General features: G+C 65.3%; 26 protein-coding genes. 23 read left to right on the top strand and 3 right to left on the bottom strand.

Annotated features, from left to right (window positions below; all coding sequences use genetic code 11):
- Window positions 1-135: 135 nt before the first annotated feature.
- The 3 genes from IEX43_RS19290 to IEX43_RS19300 all read right to left on the bottom strand — a co-directional run bounded on the left by IEX43_RS19290 (window position 136) and on the right by IEX43_RS19300 (window position 2,088).
- Window positions 136-300 carry a hypothetical protein gene (locus IEX43_RS19290; protein WP_188813735.1) on the bottom strand — a complete coding sequence of 55 codons (165 nt, stop codon included), beginning with the start codon at window positions 298-300 and terminating at the stop codon, window positions 136-138.
- Between the two features lie 247 nt (window positions 301-547).
- Complete coding sequence (locus IEX43_RS19295) at window positions 548-1,897, bottom strand: tyrosine-type recombinase/integrase (RefSeq protein WP_188813738.1); 1,350 nt, start codon at window positions 1,895-1,897, stop codon at window positions 548-550.
- A 2-nt stretch (window positions 1,898-1,899) separates the two neighbouring features.
- Window positions 1,900-2,088: a helix-turn-helix domain-containing protein gene (locus IEX43_RS19300; RefSeq protein ID WP_188813739.1), complete on the bottom strand. Its 189-nt coding sequence runs from the start codon at window positions 2,086-2,088 to the stop codon at window positions 1,900-1,902.
- Between the two features lie 301 nt (window positions 2,089-2,389).
- Here IEX43_RS19300 and IEX43_RS19305 point away from each other — a divergent pair, with 301 nt between their 5' ends.
- From IEX43_RS19305 to IEX43_RS19415, 23 genes are all read left to right on the top strand, one after another.
- Window positions 2,390-2,683, top strand: a complete 294-nt coding sequence (locus IEX43_RS19305) for a helix-turn-helix domain-containing protein (protein WP_188813741.1) — start codon at window positions 2,390-2,392, stop codon at window positions 2,681-2,683.
- 69 nt (window positions 2,684-2,752) lie between these two features.
- The gene (locus tag IEX43_RS19310) at window positions 2,753-2,986 is read left to right on the top strand and encodes a helix-turn-helix domain-containing protein (protein ID WP_188813743.1); all 234 of its coding nucleotides are present in this window, start codon (window positions 2,753-2,755) and stop codon (window positions 2,984-2,986) included.
- Window positions 2,983-3,444, top strand: coding sequence for a hypothetical protein (locus tag IEX43_RS19315; RefSeq protein WP_188813745.1), 462 nt, complete (start codon window positions 2,983-2,985; stop codon window positions 3,442-3,444). Before IEX43_RS19310 ends, IEX43_RS19315 begins: the two co-directional genes overlap by 4 nt.
- Window positions 3,441-3,707 carry a hypothetical protein gene (locus tag IEX43_RS19320; RefSeq protein WP_188813747.1) on the top strand — a complete coding sequence of 89 codons (267 nt, stop codon included), beginning with the start codon at window positions 3,441-3,443 and terminating at the stop codon, window positions 3,705-3,707. Before IEX43_RS19315 ends, IEX43_RS19320 begins: the two co-directional genes overlap by 4 nt.
- On the top strand, window positions 3,704-3,871 hold the full coding sequence (locus IEX43_RS19325) for a hypothetical protein (RefSeq protein ID WP_188813749.1): 168 nt from the start codon (window positions 3,704-3,706) through the stop codon (window positions 3,869-3,871). Before IEX43_RS19320 ends, IEX43_RS19325 begins: the two co-directional genes overlap by 4 nt.
- Window positions 3,872-3,873: 2 nt before the next feature.
- A complete protein-coding gene (locus IEX43_RS19330) occupies window positions 3,874-4,098 on the top strand; it encodes a hypothetical protein (RefSeq protein ID WP_188813751.1) in 225 nt (74 codons plus the stop codon).
- The gene (locus IEX43_RS19335) at window positions 4,095-5,651 is read left to right on the top strand and encodes a DNA cytosine methyltransferase (RefSeq protein ID WP_229666552.1); all 1,557 of its coding nucleotides are present in this window, start codon (window positions 4,095-4,097) and stop codon (window positions 5,649-5,651) included. The genes IEX43_RS19330 and IEX43_RS19335 overlap by 4 nt, the downstream gene beginning before the upstream one ends.
- Before the next feature lie 115 nt (window positions 5,652-5,766).
- Window positions 5,767-6,111 (top strand): hypothetical protein, encoded by a 345-nt coding sequence (locus IEX43_RS19340; RefSeq protein ID WP_188813753.1) that lies wholly within the window; start codon window positions 5,767-5,769, stop codon window positions 6,109-6,111.
- On the top strand, window positions 6,108-6,413 hold the full coding sequence (locus IEX43_RS19345) for a hypothetical protein (RefSeq protein ID WP_188813755.1): 306 nt from the start codon (window positions 6,108-6,110) through the stop codon (window positions 6,411-6,413). Before IEX43_RS19340 ends, IEX43_RS19345 begins: the two co-directional genes overlap by 4 nt.
- The gene (locus tag IEX43_RS19350; protein WP_188813757.1) at window positions 6,394-6,777 is read left to right on the top strand and encodes a hypothetical protein; all 384 of its coding nucleotides are present in this window, start codon (window positions 6,394-6,396) and stop codon (window positions 6,775-6,777) included. The genes IEX43_RS19345 and IEX43_RS19350 overlap by 20 nt, the downstream gene beginning before the upstream one ends.
- Window positions 6,778-6,957, top strand: a complete 180-nt coding sequence (locus IEX43_RS19355; protein WP_188813759.1) for a hypothetical protein — start codon at window positions 6,778-6,780, stop codon at window positions 6,955-6,957.
- Window positions 6,948-7,073 (top strand): hypothetical protein, encoded by a 126-nt coding sequence (locus IEX43_RS20475; RefSeq protein WP_268238384.1) that lies wholly within the window; start codon window positions 6,948-6,950, stop codon window positions 7,071-7,073. The genes IEX43_RS19355 and IEX43_RS20475 overlap by 10 nt, the downstream gene beginning before the upstream one ends.
- Window positions 7,074-7,201: 128 nt before the next feature.
- A complete protein-coding gene (locus tag IEX43_RS19360; RefSeq protein WP_229666553.1) occupies window positions 7,202-7,681 on the top strand; it encodes a DUF4326 domain-containing protein in 480 nt (159 codons plus the stop codon).
- A complete protein-coding gene (locus tag IEX43_RS19365; RefSeq protein ID WP_188813760.1) occupies window positions 7,678-7,893 on the top strand; it encodes a hypothetical protein in 216 nt (71 codons plus the stop codon). Before IEX43_RS19360 ends, IEX43_RS19365 begins: the two co-directional genes overlap by 4 nt.
- A gap of 306 nt (window positions 7,894-8,199) precedes the next feature.
- Window positions 8,200-8,952, top strand: coding sequence for a hypothetical protein (locus IEX43_RS19375; RefSeq protein WP_188813764.1), 753 nt, complete (start codon window positions 8,200-8,202; stop codon window positions 8,950-8,952).
- 51 nt (window positions 8,953-9,003) lie between these two features.
- Window positions 9,004-9,993, top strand: coding sequence for a hypothetical protein (locus tag IEX43_RS19380; protein WP_188813766.1), 990 nt, complete (start codon window positions 9,004-9,006; stop codon window positions 9,991-9,993).
- On the top strand, window positions 9,993-10,220 hold the full coding sequence (locus IEX43_RS19385; RefSeq protein ID WP_188813768.1) for a hypothetical protein: 228 nt from the start codon (window positions 9,993-9,995) through the stop codon (window positions 10,218-10,220). The genes IEX43_RS19380 and IEX43_RS19385 overlap by 1 nt, the downstream gene beginning before the upstream one ends.
- Entirely contained in the window at window positions 10,210-10,572 is a 363-nt protein-coding gene (locus IEX43_RS19390) for a VRR-NUC domain-containing protein (RefSeq protein WP_229666554.1), read from the top strand. Before IEX43_RS19385 ends, IEX43_RS19390 begins: the two co-directional genes overlap by 11 nt.
- A gap of 31 nt (window positions 10,573-10,603) precedes the next feature.
- Window positions 10,604-11,440, top strand: a complete 837-nt coding sequence (locus IEX43_RS19395) for a hypothetical protein (protein WP_188813770.1) — start codon at window positions 10,604-10,606, stop codon at window positions 11,438-11,440.
- Window positions 11,437-11,889: an ASCH domain-containing protein gene (locus IEX43_RS19400; protein ID WP_188813772.1), complete on the top strand. Its 453-nt coding sequence runs from the start codon at window positions 11,437-11,439 to the stop codon at window positions 11,887-11,889. The genes IEX43_RS19395 and IEX43_RS19400 overlap by 4 nt, the downstream gene beginning before the upstream one ends.
- A gap of 124 nt (window positions 11,890-12,013) precedes the next feature.
- Window positions 12,014-12,535: a hypothetical protein gene (locus IEX43_RS19405; RefSeq protein ID WP_188813774.1), complete on the top strand. Its 522-nt coding sequence runs from the start codon at window positions 12,014-12,016 to the stop codon at window positions 12,533-12,535.
- Complete coding sequence (locus IEX43_RS19410) at window positions 12,532-13,083, top strand: 3'-5' exonuclease (protein WP_188813776.1); 552 nt, start codon at window positions 12,532-12,534, stop codon at window positions 13,081-13,083. The genes IEX43_RS19405 and IEX43_RS19410 overlap by 4 nt, the downstream gene beginning before the upstream one ends.
- A complete protein-coding gene (locus IEX43_RS19415) occupies window positions 13,080-13,487 on the top strand; it encodes a hypothetical protein (RefSeq protein WP_188813777.1) in 408 nt (135 codons plus the stop codon). The genes IEX43_RS19410 and IEX43_RS19415 overlap by 4 nt, the downstream gene beginning before the upstream one ends.
- The last annotated feature ends 16 nt before the right edge of the window (window positions 13,488-13,503 follow it).

Here is a 13,503-nt window from a genome sequence, read left to right on the forward strand (position 1 = left end):
CAGTAGCCCAATTGGCAGAGGCAGCGGACTTAAAATCCGCGTGTTGTGGGTTCGAGTCCCACCTGGGGTACAAAAGCAAGACCCCCGATTTCCCTTGAGTTCTAGGGAAATCGGGGGTCTTTTTGGTTTGTCCGGCTACTGTGCCGTTTCATCCTTTGGTGGTCTATTCGGTGGCCTATACGTCCTGACGCCCGCAAGCTGCGTCGTGCTCAGCAGATCAATGGTCCCGTCCGGCCAGGCGATCTCCCAGACTTCGCCGTCCCCCACGACGACGCTGTCCACGATCCTGCCCAGCTCCACGCCGTCCCCTCGGACCACATACCGGCCGCAGCTGACGTCCTGCCCCGGCTTGCATCCACCATCTCCGCAGCCTGGACAGCCGACGACCGCCCGTACCCTGTTCCCCACTAAAACGCCCCCTCAAAACTTGTTACACCTGACCCCAACGTTCTAGCAGCGGGGTCTGACAATAGGAGAGCCCCGGCAGGACAAAGTCCTGTCGGGGCCCGTTTCTAAAGCTTGACTATTCAATTGTCTCGTTAATTGCCTACGCCTTCCGACGTGCGCGGAAGTCCGCCATGGAGAGGACCGCGGCTTGCGGCTGCGGCTCTGGCTCGGCGGGCGTGGCCCATAGTGCGTCTCCGACTTTCTTGGCAGCGTCTACCTTCATGACGTCGAGGACGTGCTGATAGCGCTTGAGCATGGAGGCGACGGACCAGCCCATCATGTCCATCACCACGCGGCCGTCCACGCCCATCAGGAGCAGCAGGGTGGCGGCGGTGTGCCGGGCATCGTGGACGCGGACGGCAGGCACTCCGGCTGCCTTGAGGAAGTCCTTCCACGCCTGCCAGTCCTTGGACGCCTGGTAAGCGTTGCCGGAACGTTGACAGAAGACCAGCTCCAGCGTCTCGCCGCTGGCAGCCGTGAAGCCTCGCCAGCGCGGGCCCTCCTCGGCGCGAATGCGGATCTGGGCTTCCTTGTGGCGGCGCAGTACGTCCACCAGCTGCTCCGGCAGCGACAGGGTGCGCTTGCCAGCGTCGGATTTTGGAGTGCCAACGAAGCGGCCGCCGGAGTGGCGATGCTTGCAGTGGTCGGCCCGGCGGCCGCACGGGCGTTCATCCTTGGGCTTGGCCTCGGCCTCGGGGCAGCCATGCTTCCACGGCAGCGAGTACAGCTCGCGATGGACATGAAGCACTCCGGCGTCAAGGTCGATCTTGTCCCATGCCAGGGCCAACGCTTCGCCTTGCCGCAGGCCCAGCGCGAGGGCGACCAGCCAGCGGGCGCCGTCGGGCGCGTCCTCGGCGGCGGCGCGGAGCTTCCGGGCATCGTCCGGGGTGAGGATGTCGGGCTCGTATTCGGCGGGCTGTGGCGCGTCCATTCGCTGGGCAGGATTGAATCCCACGCGGCCGCGGCGCATGGCGACGGTCAGGGCGCGGGAGAGGATGCGGTGCAGCTGCGCGACGGTGGACTCGGAACGGTTGAGGTCCCGGAGTGGCTTGTAGAGCTGCTCAAGGTGTTCGGGCGTGAGCTTGTCCAGGCGCACCTTTGCGACGGGAGAAGTGTCCACCCAAGTCCGGATGTAGGAGCGGTACCCGACGAGGGTACGCGGACGGCAGCCCTTGCCGCCGGTCACTTTGATGGGCGCAATGTTGTCCACCCAGTGGTGCATCCACTCGCCCAAGGTCGGAGCCCGGCCGTTGGTGAGGATCCCGTCGTCTTTGGCTTTGATGACGGCGCGGAGGTTGGCTGAGCATTCGGTCTTCGTGGCCCCGTATACGACCTTGCGGTCCCGCTTGCCGTTTGCGTCCGTGCCGATGGTCAGCTCGGCCCGCCATCTTCCGTCCGGAAGGAGACGCGGAGCGGTCCCTTCGCCCTTTGGTCGACGTGCGGTGGCCATGTCTAGTGCTCGCCGAGGTGCTGGATTGCAGCAGCCCAAAGGCTCCCGGGATCTTCGCCGAGGGCCTTGCAGATGTTCTCGATGTCGTTGACGGTGAAGGGCGATTCATCGCGGAGCCGACTAGCAATGTAGTTCTGCGAAACCCCTGTCAGGTTCGCCAGTTGCATGCCGCTGACGCGGTGCCTTCCCATGGCGGCTCGTACCTCTGAGGAGACGGCGCGCGCCAGCGCACCAGATTCTGGTCGTTTTTTCGGCATAGACATACAAACTACCCCGCTCGTGAGTTAAACGCTCGCTGTACGCACGATTAGCGCGTTTCAGGTTGACCTAAACCACGATAGCGGAAGCTAGAGCGTTTGTCGCTCTGTAAGAGCATTCTGTGACAAACCTGCGCAGAACTTGCGTTTCTAACCGAGCAGGGTTAGCGTCTCAATTACGCAATCCACTGGATTGTCAATCCCCCGCAGTACTCGACTTGGACCGGAGAACTACTTGGAAACCACCCCAACCACCGAAAACGGCTCCGGCACCGCGCCGGCAACCGACGCAGAGCCCACCGCTGCGCAGCGTATCGCCACCGAAATCAGGGGCATCATGGCGGCTCGGAAACTGGGCTCGATCGACCTGGCCAACTACCTGCAGGTCCACCGCTCCACCGCTAACCGCCGCATCAATGGCGAGAGCGATCTGACTATCAACGAAATCGAGGCCATCGCCGGATGGCTGGACGTGCCGATCACGCGGCTTATCGCCCCGGCCGTGGGCGCTGGCTACTTCAGCGAATAAAAAATCCCCCGCCTAGCAGCAACTAGGCGAGGGACCAGAAGTACTTCAAACCTCACTCAGGAGTTTACCTTGTCTACCTCCACAGAAACACTTCCCGCCTCGGCATTGCCGCTCTTCACGGTGGCCGACGCAGCAAAGGCTTTCGGCGTCACCCCCAACTACTTCTACGAGCGGATCCGCGACGGGCGCGTGACCACCGTCGACATCGGAACCGAGCTGAAGCCCAAGCTCCGCATCCGGAACGACACCCTGCAGGCGCTCATCGAGCAGCACACCACCCACGCCGTGAGTGATGCCGCATGAGCGGCCAGGAACGGGCGCCCCGCGGGCTGTACTTCAAAGCCGAAGACCGCCCCGAGCTGAAGGCCAAGCCCAAGAACCCCAAGGTCCCGGACCAGTACGGCATCGAGTGCAGCCAGCGCATGCGCAAGCTCGCCAAAGTACTCGAAGACGCCCGCAACGTGGTCAAGGCCGTTGACGCCCTGCCATCCATGGACGACGCCGGACTGACCATCCACGGCATCGAATACATCAGCACCCGCATCGAGTTCCTCGCGGACTCCTTCCAGATCCTCTCGGACGACGTCGAAGCCGCCGGAGGACGGTGGGAACGCGCTAACCCTCCAGCGCTCGCCGATGATCAGGCCGCGATCCGCCCGGGCTTCGGAATCCAGATCACCTCGCACGCAAATCCGGAGGACGTTGCCGCGGTTATTAACGCTCGCCGGATGTCGCCCAAGCTCTGGGGTAAGGCGCTGTGAGCGGCCGGACGAAGGCCCGCGCTTACATCCAGCCCAAGGGCACGCGGCACTACAAGGACCCGGCCGAGCTGGACTACCGGAACAACCGGGAGCTGACTGCCCAGCTGGTCGCCTTCGCGAAGACAAAGTGGTTCGCCGCCAAGCGCGTCGAGGTGGACCTCAACACCAAGGAAATCCTGATCGACGGCCGGGCCGCCGCGAACTTCGCGATCTACCTGCCCCACGAAAAGGAATACGAACCATCCGAGGCGCTGGTCCCATGACCGCCAGGCAGCGCCGGGTCCTCCGCCTCTGGCTCCCGGCCATCATGCTCGGCGCCGTCCTCTACGCAGTGCCAGGACTCACCGGCACTCTCAACGGGCCCGCGTTCCTCGGCCTCCTCCTCATCCTCACCGGCACATCCGCCGTCGTCCTCGAAGCAAGGTAAAAATGACCATCACACCAGCCCCCGCGACCGAGCAAGAATGGCTCGGAAATGCCACAGGGCCCGCCCGCAGCGGCGCCATGGACAACATGGCAAGCGACTACCTGCAGCAGGCCACCGATTACCAGAACAACGGCAACCGCACCGCAGCGCTCGCCGCTGCTCAGTCCGCCCTTATCGCTCTCGTGGCTGCCGACGCCATCGACGCAGGCAGGGGAGTGGCCCTGTGAGCTTGACGATGACCGATATGTTCTGCGGCGCCGGCGGATCAAGTACCGGGGCAACGATGCTCCCGGGCATCTCTGTGAAGACTGCACTCAACCACTGGCAGAAGGCGCTCGACTCCCACAACGCCAACCACCCCGACACCATCCACGTCCAGGCCGACATCAAAGAGACGGACCCCCGCTACATCGGCCACAGCGACATCCTTTGGGCATCCCCGGAATGCACCAACCACTCGGTAGCCAAGGGCAAGAAGCGCATCACCAACCAGCCGGACCTCTTCGGCGACACTCTGCCCGACGAAGCCGCCGATCGCTCCCGCGCCACCATGTGGGACGTACCCCGCTTCGCCGAGGTCCACCACTACCGCGCCATCATCACCGAGAACGTCGTCGACGCCGCCAAGTGGGTCATGTTCGAAGCCTGGCTGATGGCCATGAAGTCCCTCGGCTACGAGCACCGCATCCAGTACCTCAACAGCATGCACGCCCAGCACGGCGGCCTGCCCGCACCGCAGTCCCGCGACCGCATGTATGTCCTCTTCTGGAAAAAGGGCAACAAGGCTCCCGACGTCGAGAAGTACTTCCGGCCCAAGGCCTACTGCTCCGGCTGCGACCAGATCGTGGAGGCCATGCAGGTCTTCAAGAAAGCCGAGCAGTGGGGCCGCTACCGCGCCCAGTACGTCTACCGTTGCCCCAGCTCGTCCTGCCGCAACCAGATCGTCGAGCCCGGCTGGCTGCCCGCCTCCCACGCCATCGACTGGAGTCTCCGCGGCGAACGCATCGGAGACCGCACGCGGCCCCTCGCTGACAAGACGCTGGCCCGGATCCGGGCGGGGCTCGCCAAGTACGGCGCCGAGCCCGTAAGCATCGACTCTGTCCGCGGCTCGCAGATCATCAGCCCCGTAAACCACGAGCCCTTCCAGACCCAGACGACTGCCTACACGCGCTCGCTGCTCGTGCCGATGGAAGGACGCGAGGGCAAGCAGGCGCAGCTGGCCGGCGACCCTATGCGGACGCAGACGACCCGCAACGAAACAGGACTCTTGGTTCCCCCGCTGCTGATGAGAAATAACTCGAGTCGGGGTTCCGGCGCGGAGATGTCGACTCCCACCGATGAGGTTATGCGGACGCTGACCACCGCGGGTCACCAGTCGCTGATCACGCCGCCAGGGCACCACATGCTCATGGAGTACTACGGCAACGGGCAGATGCACCAGACGTCCAAAGCCATCCCCACCATCACCACGCACGACCGCTTCGCCATGATCACCACCCTTCGCGGGCAGAACGCGCCCAAGGATGTCGGGCAGCCACTGGACACCTTCGCTGCCAACGGGCTGCACCACGGACTGGCCGAGTGGACCGTGCCCGAGGTGGACGACTGCGAGTTCCGGATGCTGGAGCCCCACGAGATCAAAGCAGGCATGGCCTTCCCGAAGGAATACATCATGCTCGGCAACAAGCGCGAGCAGGTCAAGATGGCCGGCAACGCCGTCACCCCGCCCGCCGCCCGCGACCTGGTCGCCTGCATGGCCGAAACCCTGCAGGCCTACTGATGAGCGAGACAGAAGCCCCCGCCAGGGTGGCCGCGCCGCACGACTGCGAAGGCGAAGCCTGCACCTTCTGCGAATGGTCGAACCCCACGCTGCTCGACATCCCCGAGGAGGACTGATGACCGGAGAGCACAAGCCCAACGAGGCCGAGCTGCTGGCCGCGCTCGCGGAAGACCTCTTCGTCGGCTGCGACGTCGGCAGGATCAAGGACGCCAAGGTCCGAGAGATCGCCGGATGCAAGAACCGCGCCGCCGTCGCCGCCCGGATCCACTGCTGCCGCCACCCCGAAGGCGACGTCGTCCTCATCTGCGCCACTTGCCTGGCCACCATGCAAACCCAGTTCGCCCGGGCCCTACGGCACGCGGTCGAAACCCAAGACGAGGTGATGTGCCCCGAGCACAGCTGCCACCGCATCTTCACCACCCCAGAAGACTTCATCTACGCCACGGAGGCCCTCCTATGAGCAAGCAATGCCCCACCTGCAACCGCCCCACCCGGAAGAAAGGCCAGACGGCCGAAGACTTCCCGGGCACCGTCGTCGAGTACAAGGCGGACGGCACCTGCCCCCGCTGCGACATGGTCGCCAAAGGCTGGAAACCGAAGACCCTCAGCGACCCCCGCCCCAAGGCCCCGTCCACCGCCGAAGCCGTAGCGCTTCGCATACGCCTCGGCCGCGAAGCCCGAGGCATCCCCGAAGACGGAACCACCAAGCTCCGAATCGCCAACACCAGAGGACGGACCCGCCGTGTACCCCAACTCATCTGACACCCCCAGCGCTCGCGGGCAGGAGCTCGTACCCTTCAAGCCCCAGGATGACGTGCTGGAAGGCGTCATCGTTGACGGACAGATACCCCGGTTCACACCCGGCGGACGCAGCAGGCCAGCAAGGGGCTACTACTACGAGCCACTCGACATGGACGCCTTCGCCCGCGGAATGCAGTCCTTCGCCGTGAAGCTCGCGGAGGGATTCGAGGCAATGACCGTCGGGCTCGTGAAGTTCGCCGAAGCCGCCAGGGAGGCCGGACTGGTCCCCGAGGAACCGCCGACGGATCCCCGGGCCCGGGCGCTGTGGATGAAGCAGCACCGGAACCACGGCCCGGAGCAGCCCAAGAACTGGCGCAAGCGCTGAATGGCCGAGCAGACCCTGGCCGCCACTGATTGCAAGGAATGCGGCCACCCCGTCGGGCATCACGACGCGGGGGAGTGCTGGACCAACCCGGACGATACCGAGTCCGTCGAAAACACCTGCGGATGCCGCTGGTACGAACCGATCGAACACCCGAAGCAGGAGACACCCGAATGCACCTGATCATCGCCCCGTCCGCCCCGCAGCGTCGCCGTGCTGCCCGCTGGACTCTCCGCCGCCGTCTGGTCTGCCTCGTCACCGAGCAGCTCACCCCGGGCCGCCACCGCCGGACGGCATAAGTGGAGGCCGTCACGGATCCGGCAACGCAGCCGGACCCCCACCCGGTCCTGACATCCAAGCTCGTGCGGCTAGCGGTAGCCGACCCGCACCTTTACCAGATCATCACCAGCCCAAAGGAAGGCCAGAAGTGAGCCCAGTACGTGTCCAGCGGCAGCGCCGCAAGGGATTCAAGATGCCGGACGGCGCCGTATACGTCGGCCGCGGCACCCGATTCGGGAACCCGTGGAAGGTGGAGCGGTTCACGCCCGTCCCGGGAGACACCAAGGAATACGCCGCCGTGCTCCGTGGATACCGCGGCGTGGACCACGTCCACCCCTTCGACCACTACCGGGAAGCAGCCCAGCGGGCAGTCGCCGGATACCACGTCCACCTGACGCGCGGCGAGGGCCCTACGGCGGATGAGATCGCCACTCTCAAGGGCAAGGACCTCGCGTGCTGGTGCGCCCCGGGCATGCCCTGCCATGCCGACATCCTGCTCAAGCTTGCCAACCCCGAGCAGCACGACGAGGGCGGCGTGCTGCCCTCCGGGCTCTCGCAGGTCGCGAACGAGACCGGCCAGCCCGAGGCGATCCTTGCTCCCCAGCAGTGGGCGGAGGTGGCCAAGTGAAGCGCCGCCGGACGCCGGCCCCCATCAGCGGGACCGTAACGACGCTGACCGTGGGCGACCGCCAAGTCTTCCGGGTCGCTGTCCTGGCGCCGTTCTTTGCCATCTACCAGATAGGCGACCAGCCCGAGCGGCGGACGCTGAGGCCCCGGAAGGCCATGCGGCTGGCGAAGGAAGCCGCCGAAGCAGCCATCCGGGAGGCGAAAGGCGAATGACCTCCTCGCAGCCCACCCAAGCACCCGCGCAGCCCCAGACCCGCATCGAGTGGACCGGCCGCATTGAGGTCCACCAACCGATCAAGCCGAAGGAGACGAAGTGATCCGCTGGTTCCGCCGTAAGCGGCCCGACCCCGCGCCGCCGCCCCGCCCCCGCATCAGTCCGGAGGACCGGATGTACGCCCGCTGGTGGGGATTCACCCCGCAGCAGTGGGCGGACCTCCCACCGGACGTCCAAGTCGAGAAGCGGGACACCGTCATCTGGGCACCAAACCGCACCGCATCGAACCCATCGAGGGGGAACCAATGAGCTTCACCGTAAACGGCGAGTACCTGGCCAAGGCCCTGCAGGCCGTAGCCGCCCATGCCTACAAGAGCGATGATGTCCCGCACCTCTCCACGCTGCTCTTCAACGTCAACGAGTCCGAGGAGCTGCTGATCACCGCCTCGAACGGATCCACCACCGGGGTGGCATTCGTCGACCTCTGGGACTCTGACGGCACCCTGGACGCCTTCGCCATCAGCCTCAAGGATGTGGGCGCCATCCTCAAGGTCTTCCCGGGAAAGGTGGCCGGCGTCGACGAGGTCTCCATCCGCTTCGAGACGGAAGCCGCCACGGACTTCTCCAACATCATCAGCCGCGATGACGAGGCGGCCCGAGCCGTCCGGGCCAGCAAGATCCGCATCACCGACGTCTCAGGCATGATTCCGGGCAAGTCCTTGACCCTCAAGCAGGCATGGATCGGGGACCGCGACGTCGAGCAGCTCTGGCACCACATCGCCGTCCGCACCCGCCGCCTCGGCACCGTGCCCCGCCGCACCGCCGTCAGCTCCCAGAACGTGGCACTCTTCAAGACCGCAGCCGCCGTCTACAAGGAACCCCTCATCTTCGAGATGGGCGACTCCACCGGCACCCTCATCGTCCGATGCGGCGAGCACTTCATCGGCCTGCTCACACCCACCCACCTCGACGACGACGTAACCGCCCTCTACGACAAGTTCCGCAGCGAGTGGAAAGACCGGCTGCCCGCACGCCTCGCAGCCGTACAGGACGCATGATCGGTGGCCTGGGGAAAATTCGGCGACAACGCGGCAACATACCCGCCGCTTATGAAAGTCGCCTATCTGGGAGATGACGACCGCTACCTCAACGAGGTGGCAGGCTTCGTCTTCCGTTGCGCCCTTCAGGCCGCCGGTCACACCACGGACTACGTCATCGACTTTGGCACCGCCCAGATGATCGGCGGCCCGAACTACCGCAACTGCATCGACCTTGCCGAACGCGCCGGACTGTTTGAACCGTGGGAACTAGACGGAGCCCCCGCATGGAAGCTCATCGAGGACCCCCAGTTCATCCACCTCCGCCTCAAATCCGAAATCGAATGGGACCGCCAACAAGCCAACGACTCCAAGAACACCAAGCTCACCTCAGCAGTCCGCCACCGCGACGGCGACACCTGCCGATACTGCCAGCAAGTGGTCTACTTCGGCGCTCGCTCCGGCGCTCGCCGAGGGACCTATGACCACCGGACCCAGACCGGCGAGCCCGGGACCGTCGAGACCCTGGTAGTCGCTTGCGGCAGCTGCAACAGCGGCCGTAAGGACTACGAGGACCGCGAGATTCGTTACCCGCTGCTCCCGCCACCGCCCAAGCCCTACTACAGCGAAAGCACAGCCGCTTGGTTGGCCAAGTACGGATACGACGTCAAACCATCAGAACCACCGCGCCCCGGGCAACCCCGCCCGGACGCCCCGCAGACTCCGCAACGGACGCAACCCCCGGCGGAGACTCCCGAAGCTCTGGGAACGGCAACGGAAGCAGCAACCGGCCGCCCATCGAGCCCCACGGCCCCGCACGGCGCCGAGGATCGGTTACCGGCTCCTGATGCTCACGACGGCCCGGAAAGGCCCGCAGAAGAGCTTCTGGCAGAACCGCCAGCGGACATGCCCAAAAAGTCTGGACTTTCCGGGACGGGGCGGGGCGGGACGGGTCGGGCAGGTAAGGGAAGGGAGGCCAGCTCTCAAGCTGGCCACCCCTCCCCTCGAAACAAACCCAAGCGATCCCGCAGAGGACGCCCAAGAACCAGAGGGGGAAAGTGATGCTCAAGTACGCATCCCGCTTCCAGATCACAGACCAGGACATGCACCTCAGCGAACTGCAGCAGGAAGGCCGAGAGCGAGTCCACGAGATGGCCCTCCGTGATGGCCTAATTCCTTGCGGAGCCACAGCATGGGCCGTCGTCGAAACCGAGGAAGGCCCGGAGCTCCTCGGAGTCACTCCCGTGCAGCATGCCGTCGAGGCCGTGGCGGTGAAGCGTGCCGGATAAGCCGTGGAGAGTACCGGTTGCTGACCACCGCCGCATCGTCATCTGCGACTGGACCGAGAAGCAGCTGCAGGACCAGATCATCGCCATGGCCAAAGCGCTGGGATGGCTGGTGTACCACACCCATGACAGCCGCCGGTCCGAACCCGGGTTCCCGGATCTCACACTGGTCCACCCCAAGCAGGGACGAGTCCTCTTCTGGGAGCTGAAAGCCGAGAAGGGGCGCGTCTCGCCCGCGCAAAAGATCTGGCTGGCCGCCCTGAATGCGGCCGGCATCAACGCCATCATCATCCGCCCGTCCGATTGGGCCGACGGAGTAGTCGAGAAAGAGCTGAGGGGAACAGCCGTTGCGTGAACTGACAGAAGACCAGCGCCAGGAACTGCGAATGAATCCGCGAGCGCTGGCCGAGTCCGGGCTGTCCGAGGCGGACAAGCTTCGGTTGCTGGAGCGGCGGTATCCGATGGTGGTGGCCGGAGTAGTTTCTCGAGTCCCGTATTCGACGGCGAAGGGCCACGCCAGTTACGGGGATGGCTTCTGCGTATCGGAGCATTGCCGGGACATCGTGAACATCCACGACGAGCCGCTGGTGCTGGCGGAGCGCGGCTCGTGGCTGTGCACGAACTGCACCGAACGGTTGCGGAAGCTGCTCATTCTGATTGAGTCCTCGTGGGGAATGCTGGAGGCCCTGCTCTATCCGGGTGCTCCGAAGGGCGGCGAGCGCGTCTCGTCGACCAACACCGGGTCTCCGGCTCCGCTGGATGTGGCCGTGGCTGACGTGATGGGCTCGGCGCGGGATTGGGTCTGGTCGCAGGTGGAGCACTTCATTGAGGACATGCCTGGCAAGCGTCTCCCGGCGGACCAGTCCACTCCTTCCCTTGCTGGCTGGCTCGGCCGGTATCACGTCCAGTACTTCGCATCCCATCCGGAGCGGTCCCTGCCGGAGGCGGTCCTGCCGGAGCTGGACGACCTGATCCGGTCGATTCGGGCCCAGATCTACCCGACAGGGCAGCGCCGTCTGGACATCCCGGTGACGTGTGCCCAGCACCGGGTGAATGACCGTGGCCAGTTCGTGAAGTGCGGCGGCCAGCTCTTCGCCTACGTCCGGGACAGTGCGGACGGCCGCGGGTCCGAGGTCATCTGCGCAGCGGACGAGGCGCACACCATCCAGGAATACGAGTGGCTCGGCATGCTGAAGGCCAAGCAGAAGCAGGGGGAACGATGAGCGGGACCCATAAGGCCCTCACGGTGAAGCAGCCGTGGGCCTACGCAATCATCCAGCTCGGCAAGGACGTCGAGAACCGAAGCCAGCGGACGAGGTACCGCGGGCCCGTGCTGATCCACGCCGGGAAGGCATGGGCGAAGGAAGCCCCGGAGGCCATCTTCAAGATCACCGGCATCCTGCCCATCGCTTCGCTGGACCACGGCATGGTCATCGGCCAGGCGCACATCGTCGGGTGCCACCATGCCGACGACTGCCGGACCACTCTGGAGGCCGCCCAAGTCGGGGTCATCCGCGAGGAGTACTGCTCGGCGTGGGCGATGTCCGGCTTCTGGCACTGGGAGCTGTCCAACCAGCAGTACTTCGAAGACACCTTTCCGGCCAAGGGCAAGCTCGGCCTCTGGAGCATCGACCCGGACGACCTGCCGCCGGCCGCCCTGGCGGGTGATTGATGGCCCGAATTTGGCCGTCCGAGCAGTGCCTGCACGGACAGCACACCAAGTGCCCGGGCACCAACTCCCAGGGCGAGAAGTGCCCTTGCACCCACCACCCAGACCAACAACGAAGGACCTCAAGATGACAACACCCAAAGGGGCCATCGCGGCCATCCTGGACCAGCACATCACGGAGTATGACGCCGCTAAGCGCCAGTGGCAGTGCCGCTGCGGTGTACCTCTCAACGAAGACACCCCGTCCATCGACCACCGGGCCCACGTCGTCCAGCAGCTGGTCGACGTCATCGACAGCGCACAGTCCACCACCGCACAGGTACTTGACAGCATCAAAGCCCGGCTCCAAGCCGCCGTCCCGGATCCGCGCACCGAGTGGGCGGAGTTGACCGACCCCGGGGACCGGACGACGGCGCCCGCGTGGATCGTGGACGCGGACGACATCGAGATCCGGCTCCCGTCCACCTACAAAGCAGGCAGAATAGCCGCCCTGATCGCTAACGCTCCCACGGACATCGCCCGCCTCGTGGCCGCCGTCGAAGCCGTGGAGGGGCGCTGCAGGGACTTGGACCAGCTCGCGGATGGCGACAGGCACTACTCCAGGCTCTTCAGGGCCGCTCTGGCCGAAGCGCTCGGGAGCGAAGGATGAGCCGGACCGCAACCGGGCTGGCCTTCATCGACACCGAGACCACGGGCTTGGGCCCGGATGCCCAAGCATGGGAAATCGGGCTGATCCTCCGAAAGGGCTTCGAGCCCAGGGGACAGGATCAGAAGCTGCTCATTCAGATTGAGGGCTTCGACGAGAGCGACTTCGAGCCCGAGGCCCTAGCCGTGAGTGGATTCGCCGACCGCTATGGAAAGACCGAGGAGGCAATCGATATGCCTTTACCGTGGGCGGCGAGCCGACTGGTCAGCCTGCTCGCCGACAAGCATCTAGTGGCAGCCAATCCCGCATACGACGCCTCGATCATTGAGCGGCTGCTGCGGGCCTGCCGACATAAGCCGCCGTGGCACTTTCGGCTGGTGGACGTCGAGGCGCTGGCCATGGGCGCCAAGAGGTGGTGGAAGCCCCGCGGGCTCCAGGCCACCGCGACCGGGCTGGGCATCAGCTTTGACCAGCAAGACATGCACACGGCCATGGGCGATGCCGACCTCGTCCAGCGGATCCACGACCACCTGATCTGGAGCGAACCATGAGCAACGAACACGCCGAGCTGGCCCGGCTGATAATGGGCCGAACCACGACCGCTGCGGTAAACGAGATACTTGCCGCCGGCTACCGAAAGCAGCCCCAACCAAGCATCACGATCACGCCGTGCGACCCGGAGGCATACGCCCGGGGGCATAACGCCGGATTCGAGGAGGCCATAACGCAGGGGCTCGCGGACGATCCGACACTTGCAGACGACTGGTTCCAATCCAAGCGCAGGGAGGCCAAGGCCGAAGCCCTCCGGGAAGCGGCGGCGGAGCTGTCCGGGCTGCAGTACGTCCGTCCCAACGCGGAAGGGCGAGCCGAGTACGAGGGCATGTTGGCAATCCGCAGGGGCAATACGGATGCTTGGCTCAAGGCTCGTGCTGAATGGGTCGAGAGGGAGTCATGATTTGCGAGGTGTGCGG

It is taken from the genome of Pseudarthrobacter polychromogenes (assembly GCF_014644495.1).
Taxonomy (GTDB): Bacteria; Actinomycetota; Actinomycetes; order Actinomycetales; family Micrococcaceae; genus Arthrobacter; species Arthrobacter polychromogenes.

Coding starts and splice junctions, on each gene's coding strand:
- IEX43_RS19330 (WP_188813751.1), top strand. CDS start 3,874: ATGACCATCACACCAGCCCCCGCGACCGAGCAAGAATGGCTCGGAAAT.
- IEX43_RS19340 (WP_188813753.1), top strand. CDS start 5,767: ATGACCGGAGAGCACAAGCCCAACGAGGCCGAGCTGCTGGCCGCGCTC.
- IEX43_RS19385 (WP_188813768.1), top strand. CDS start 9,993: ATGCTCAAGTACGCATCCCGCTTCCAGATCACAGACCAGGACATGCAC.
- IEX43_RS19315 (WP_188813745.1), top strand. CDS start 2,983: ATGAGCGGCCAGGAACGGGCGCCCCGCGGGCTGTACTTCAAAGCCGAA.
- IEX43_RS19380 (WP_188813766.1), top strand. CDS start 9,004: ATGAAAGTCGCCTATCTGGGAGATGACGACCGCTACCTCAACGAGGTG.
- IEX43_RS19405 (WP_188813774.1), top strand. CDS start 12,014: ATGACAACACCCAAAGGGGCCATCGCGGCCATCCTGGACCAGCACATC.
- IEX43_RS19400 (WP_188813772.1), top strand. CDS start 11,437: ATGAGCGGGACCCATAAGGCCCTCACGGTGAAGCAGCCGTGGGCCTAC.
- IEX43_RS19325 (WP_188813749.1), top strand. CDS start 3,704: ATGACCGCCAGGCAGCGCCGGGTCCTCCGCCTCTGGCTCCCGGCCATC.
- IEX43_RS19410 (WP_188813776.1), top strand. CDS start 12,532: ATGAGCCGGACCGCAACCGGGCTGGCCTTCATCGACACCGAGACCACG.
- IEX43_RS19300 (WP_188813739.1), bottom strand. CDS start 2,088: ATGGGAAGGCACCGCGTCAGCGGCATGCAACTGGCGAACCTGACAGGG.
- IEX43_RS19355 (WP_188813759.1), top strand. CDS start 6,778: ATGGCCGAGCAGACCCTGGCCGCCACTGATTGCAAGGAATGCGGCCAC.
- IEX43_RS19345 (WP_188813755.1), top strand. CDS start 6,108: ATGAGCAAGCAATGCCCCACCTGCAACCGCCCCACCCGGAAGAAAGGC.
- IEX43_RS19415 (WP_188813777.1), top strand. CDS start 13,080: ATGAGCAACGAACACGCCGAGCTGGCCCGGCTGATAATGGGCCGAACC.
- IEX43_RS19295 (WP_188813738.1), bottom strand. CDS start 1,897: ATGGCCACCGCACGTCGACCAAAGGGCGAAGGGACCGCTCCGCGTCTC.
- IEX43_RS19375 (WP_188813764.1), top strand. CDS start 8,200: ATGAGCTTCACCGTAAACGGCGAGTACCTGGCCAAGGCCCTGCAGGCC.
- IEX43_RS19395 (WP_188813770.1), top strand. CDS start 10,604: ATGAATCCGCGAGCGCTGGCCGAGTCCGGGCTGTCCGAGGCGGACAAG.
- IEX43_RS20475 (WP_268238384.1), top strand. CDS start 6,948: ATGCACCTGATCATCGCCCCGTCCGCCCCGCAGCGTCGCCGTGCTGCC.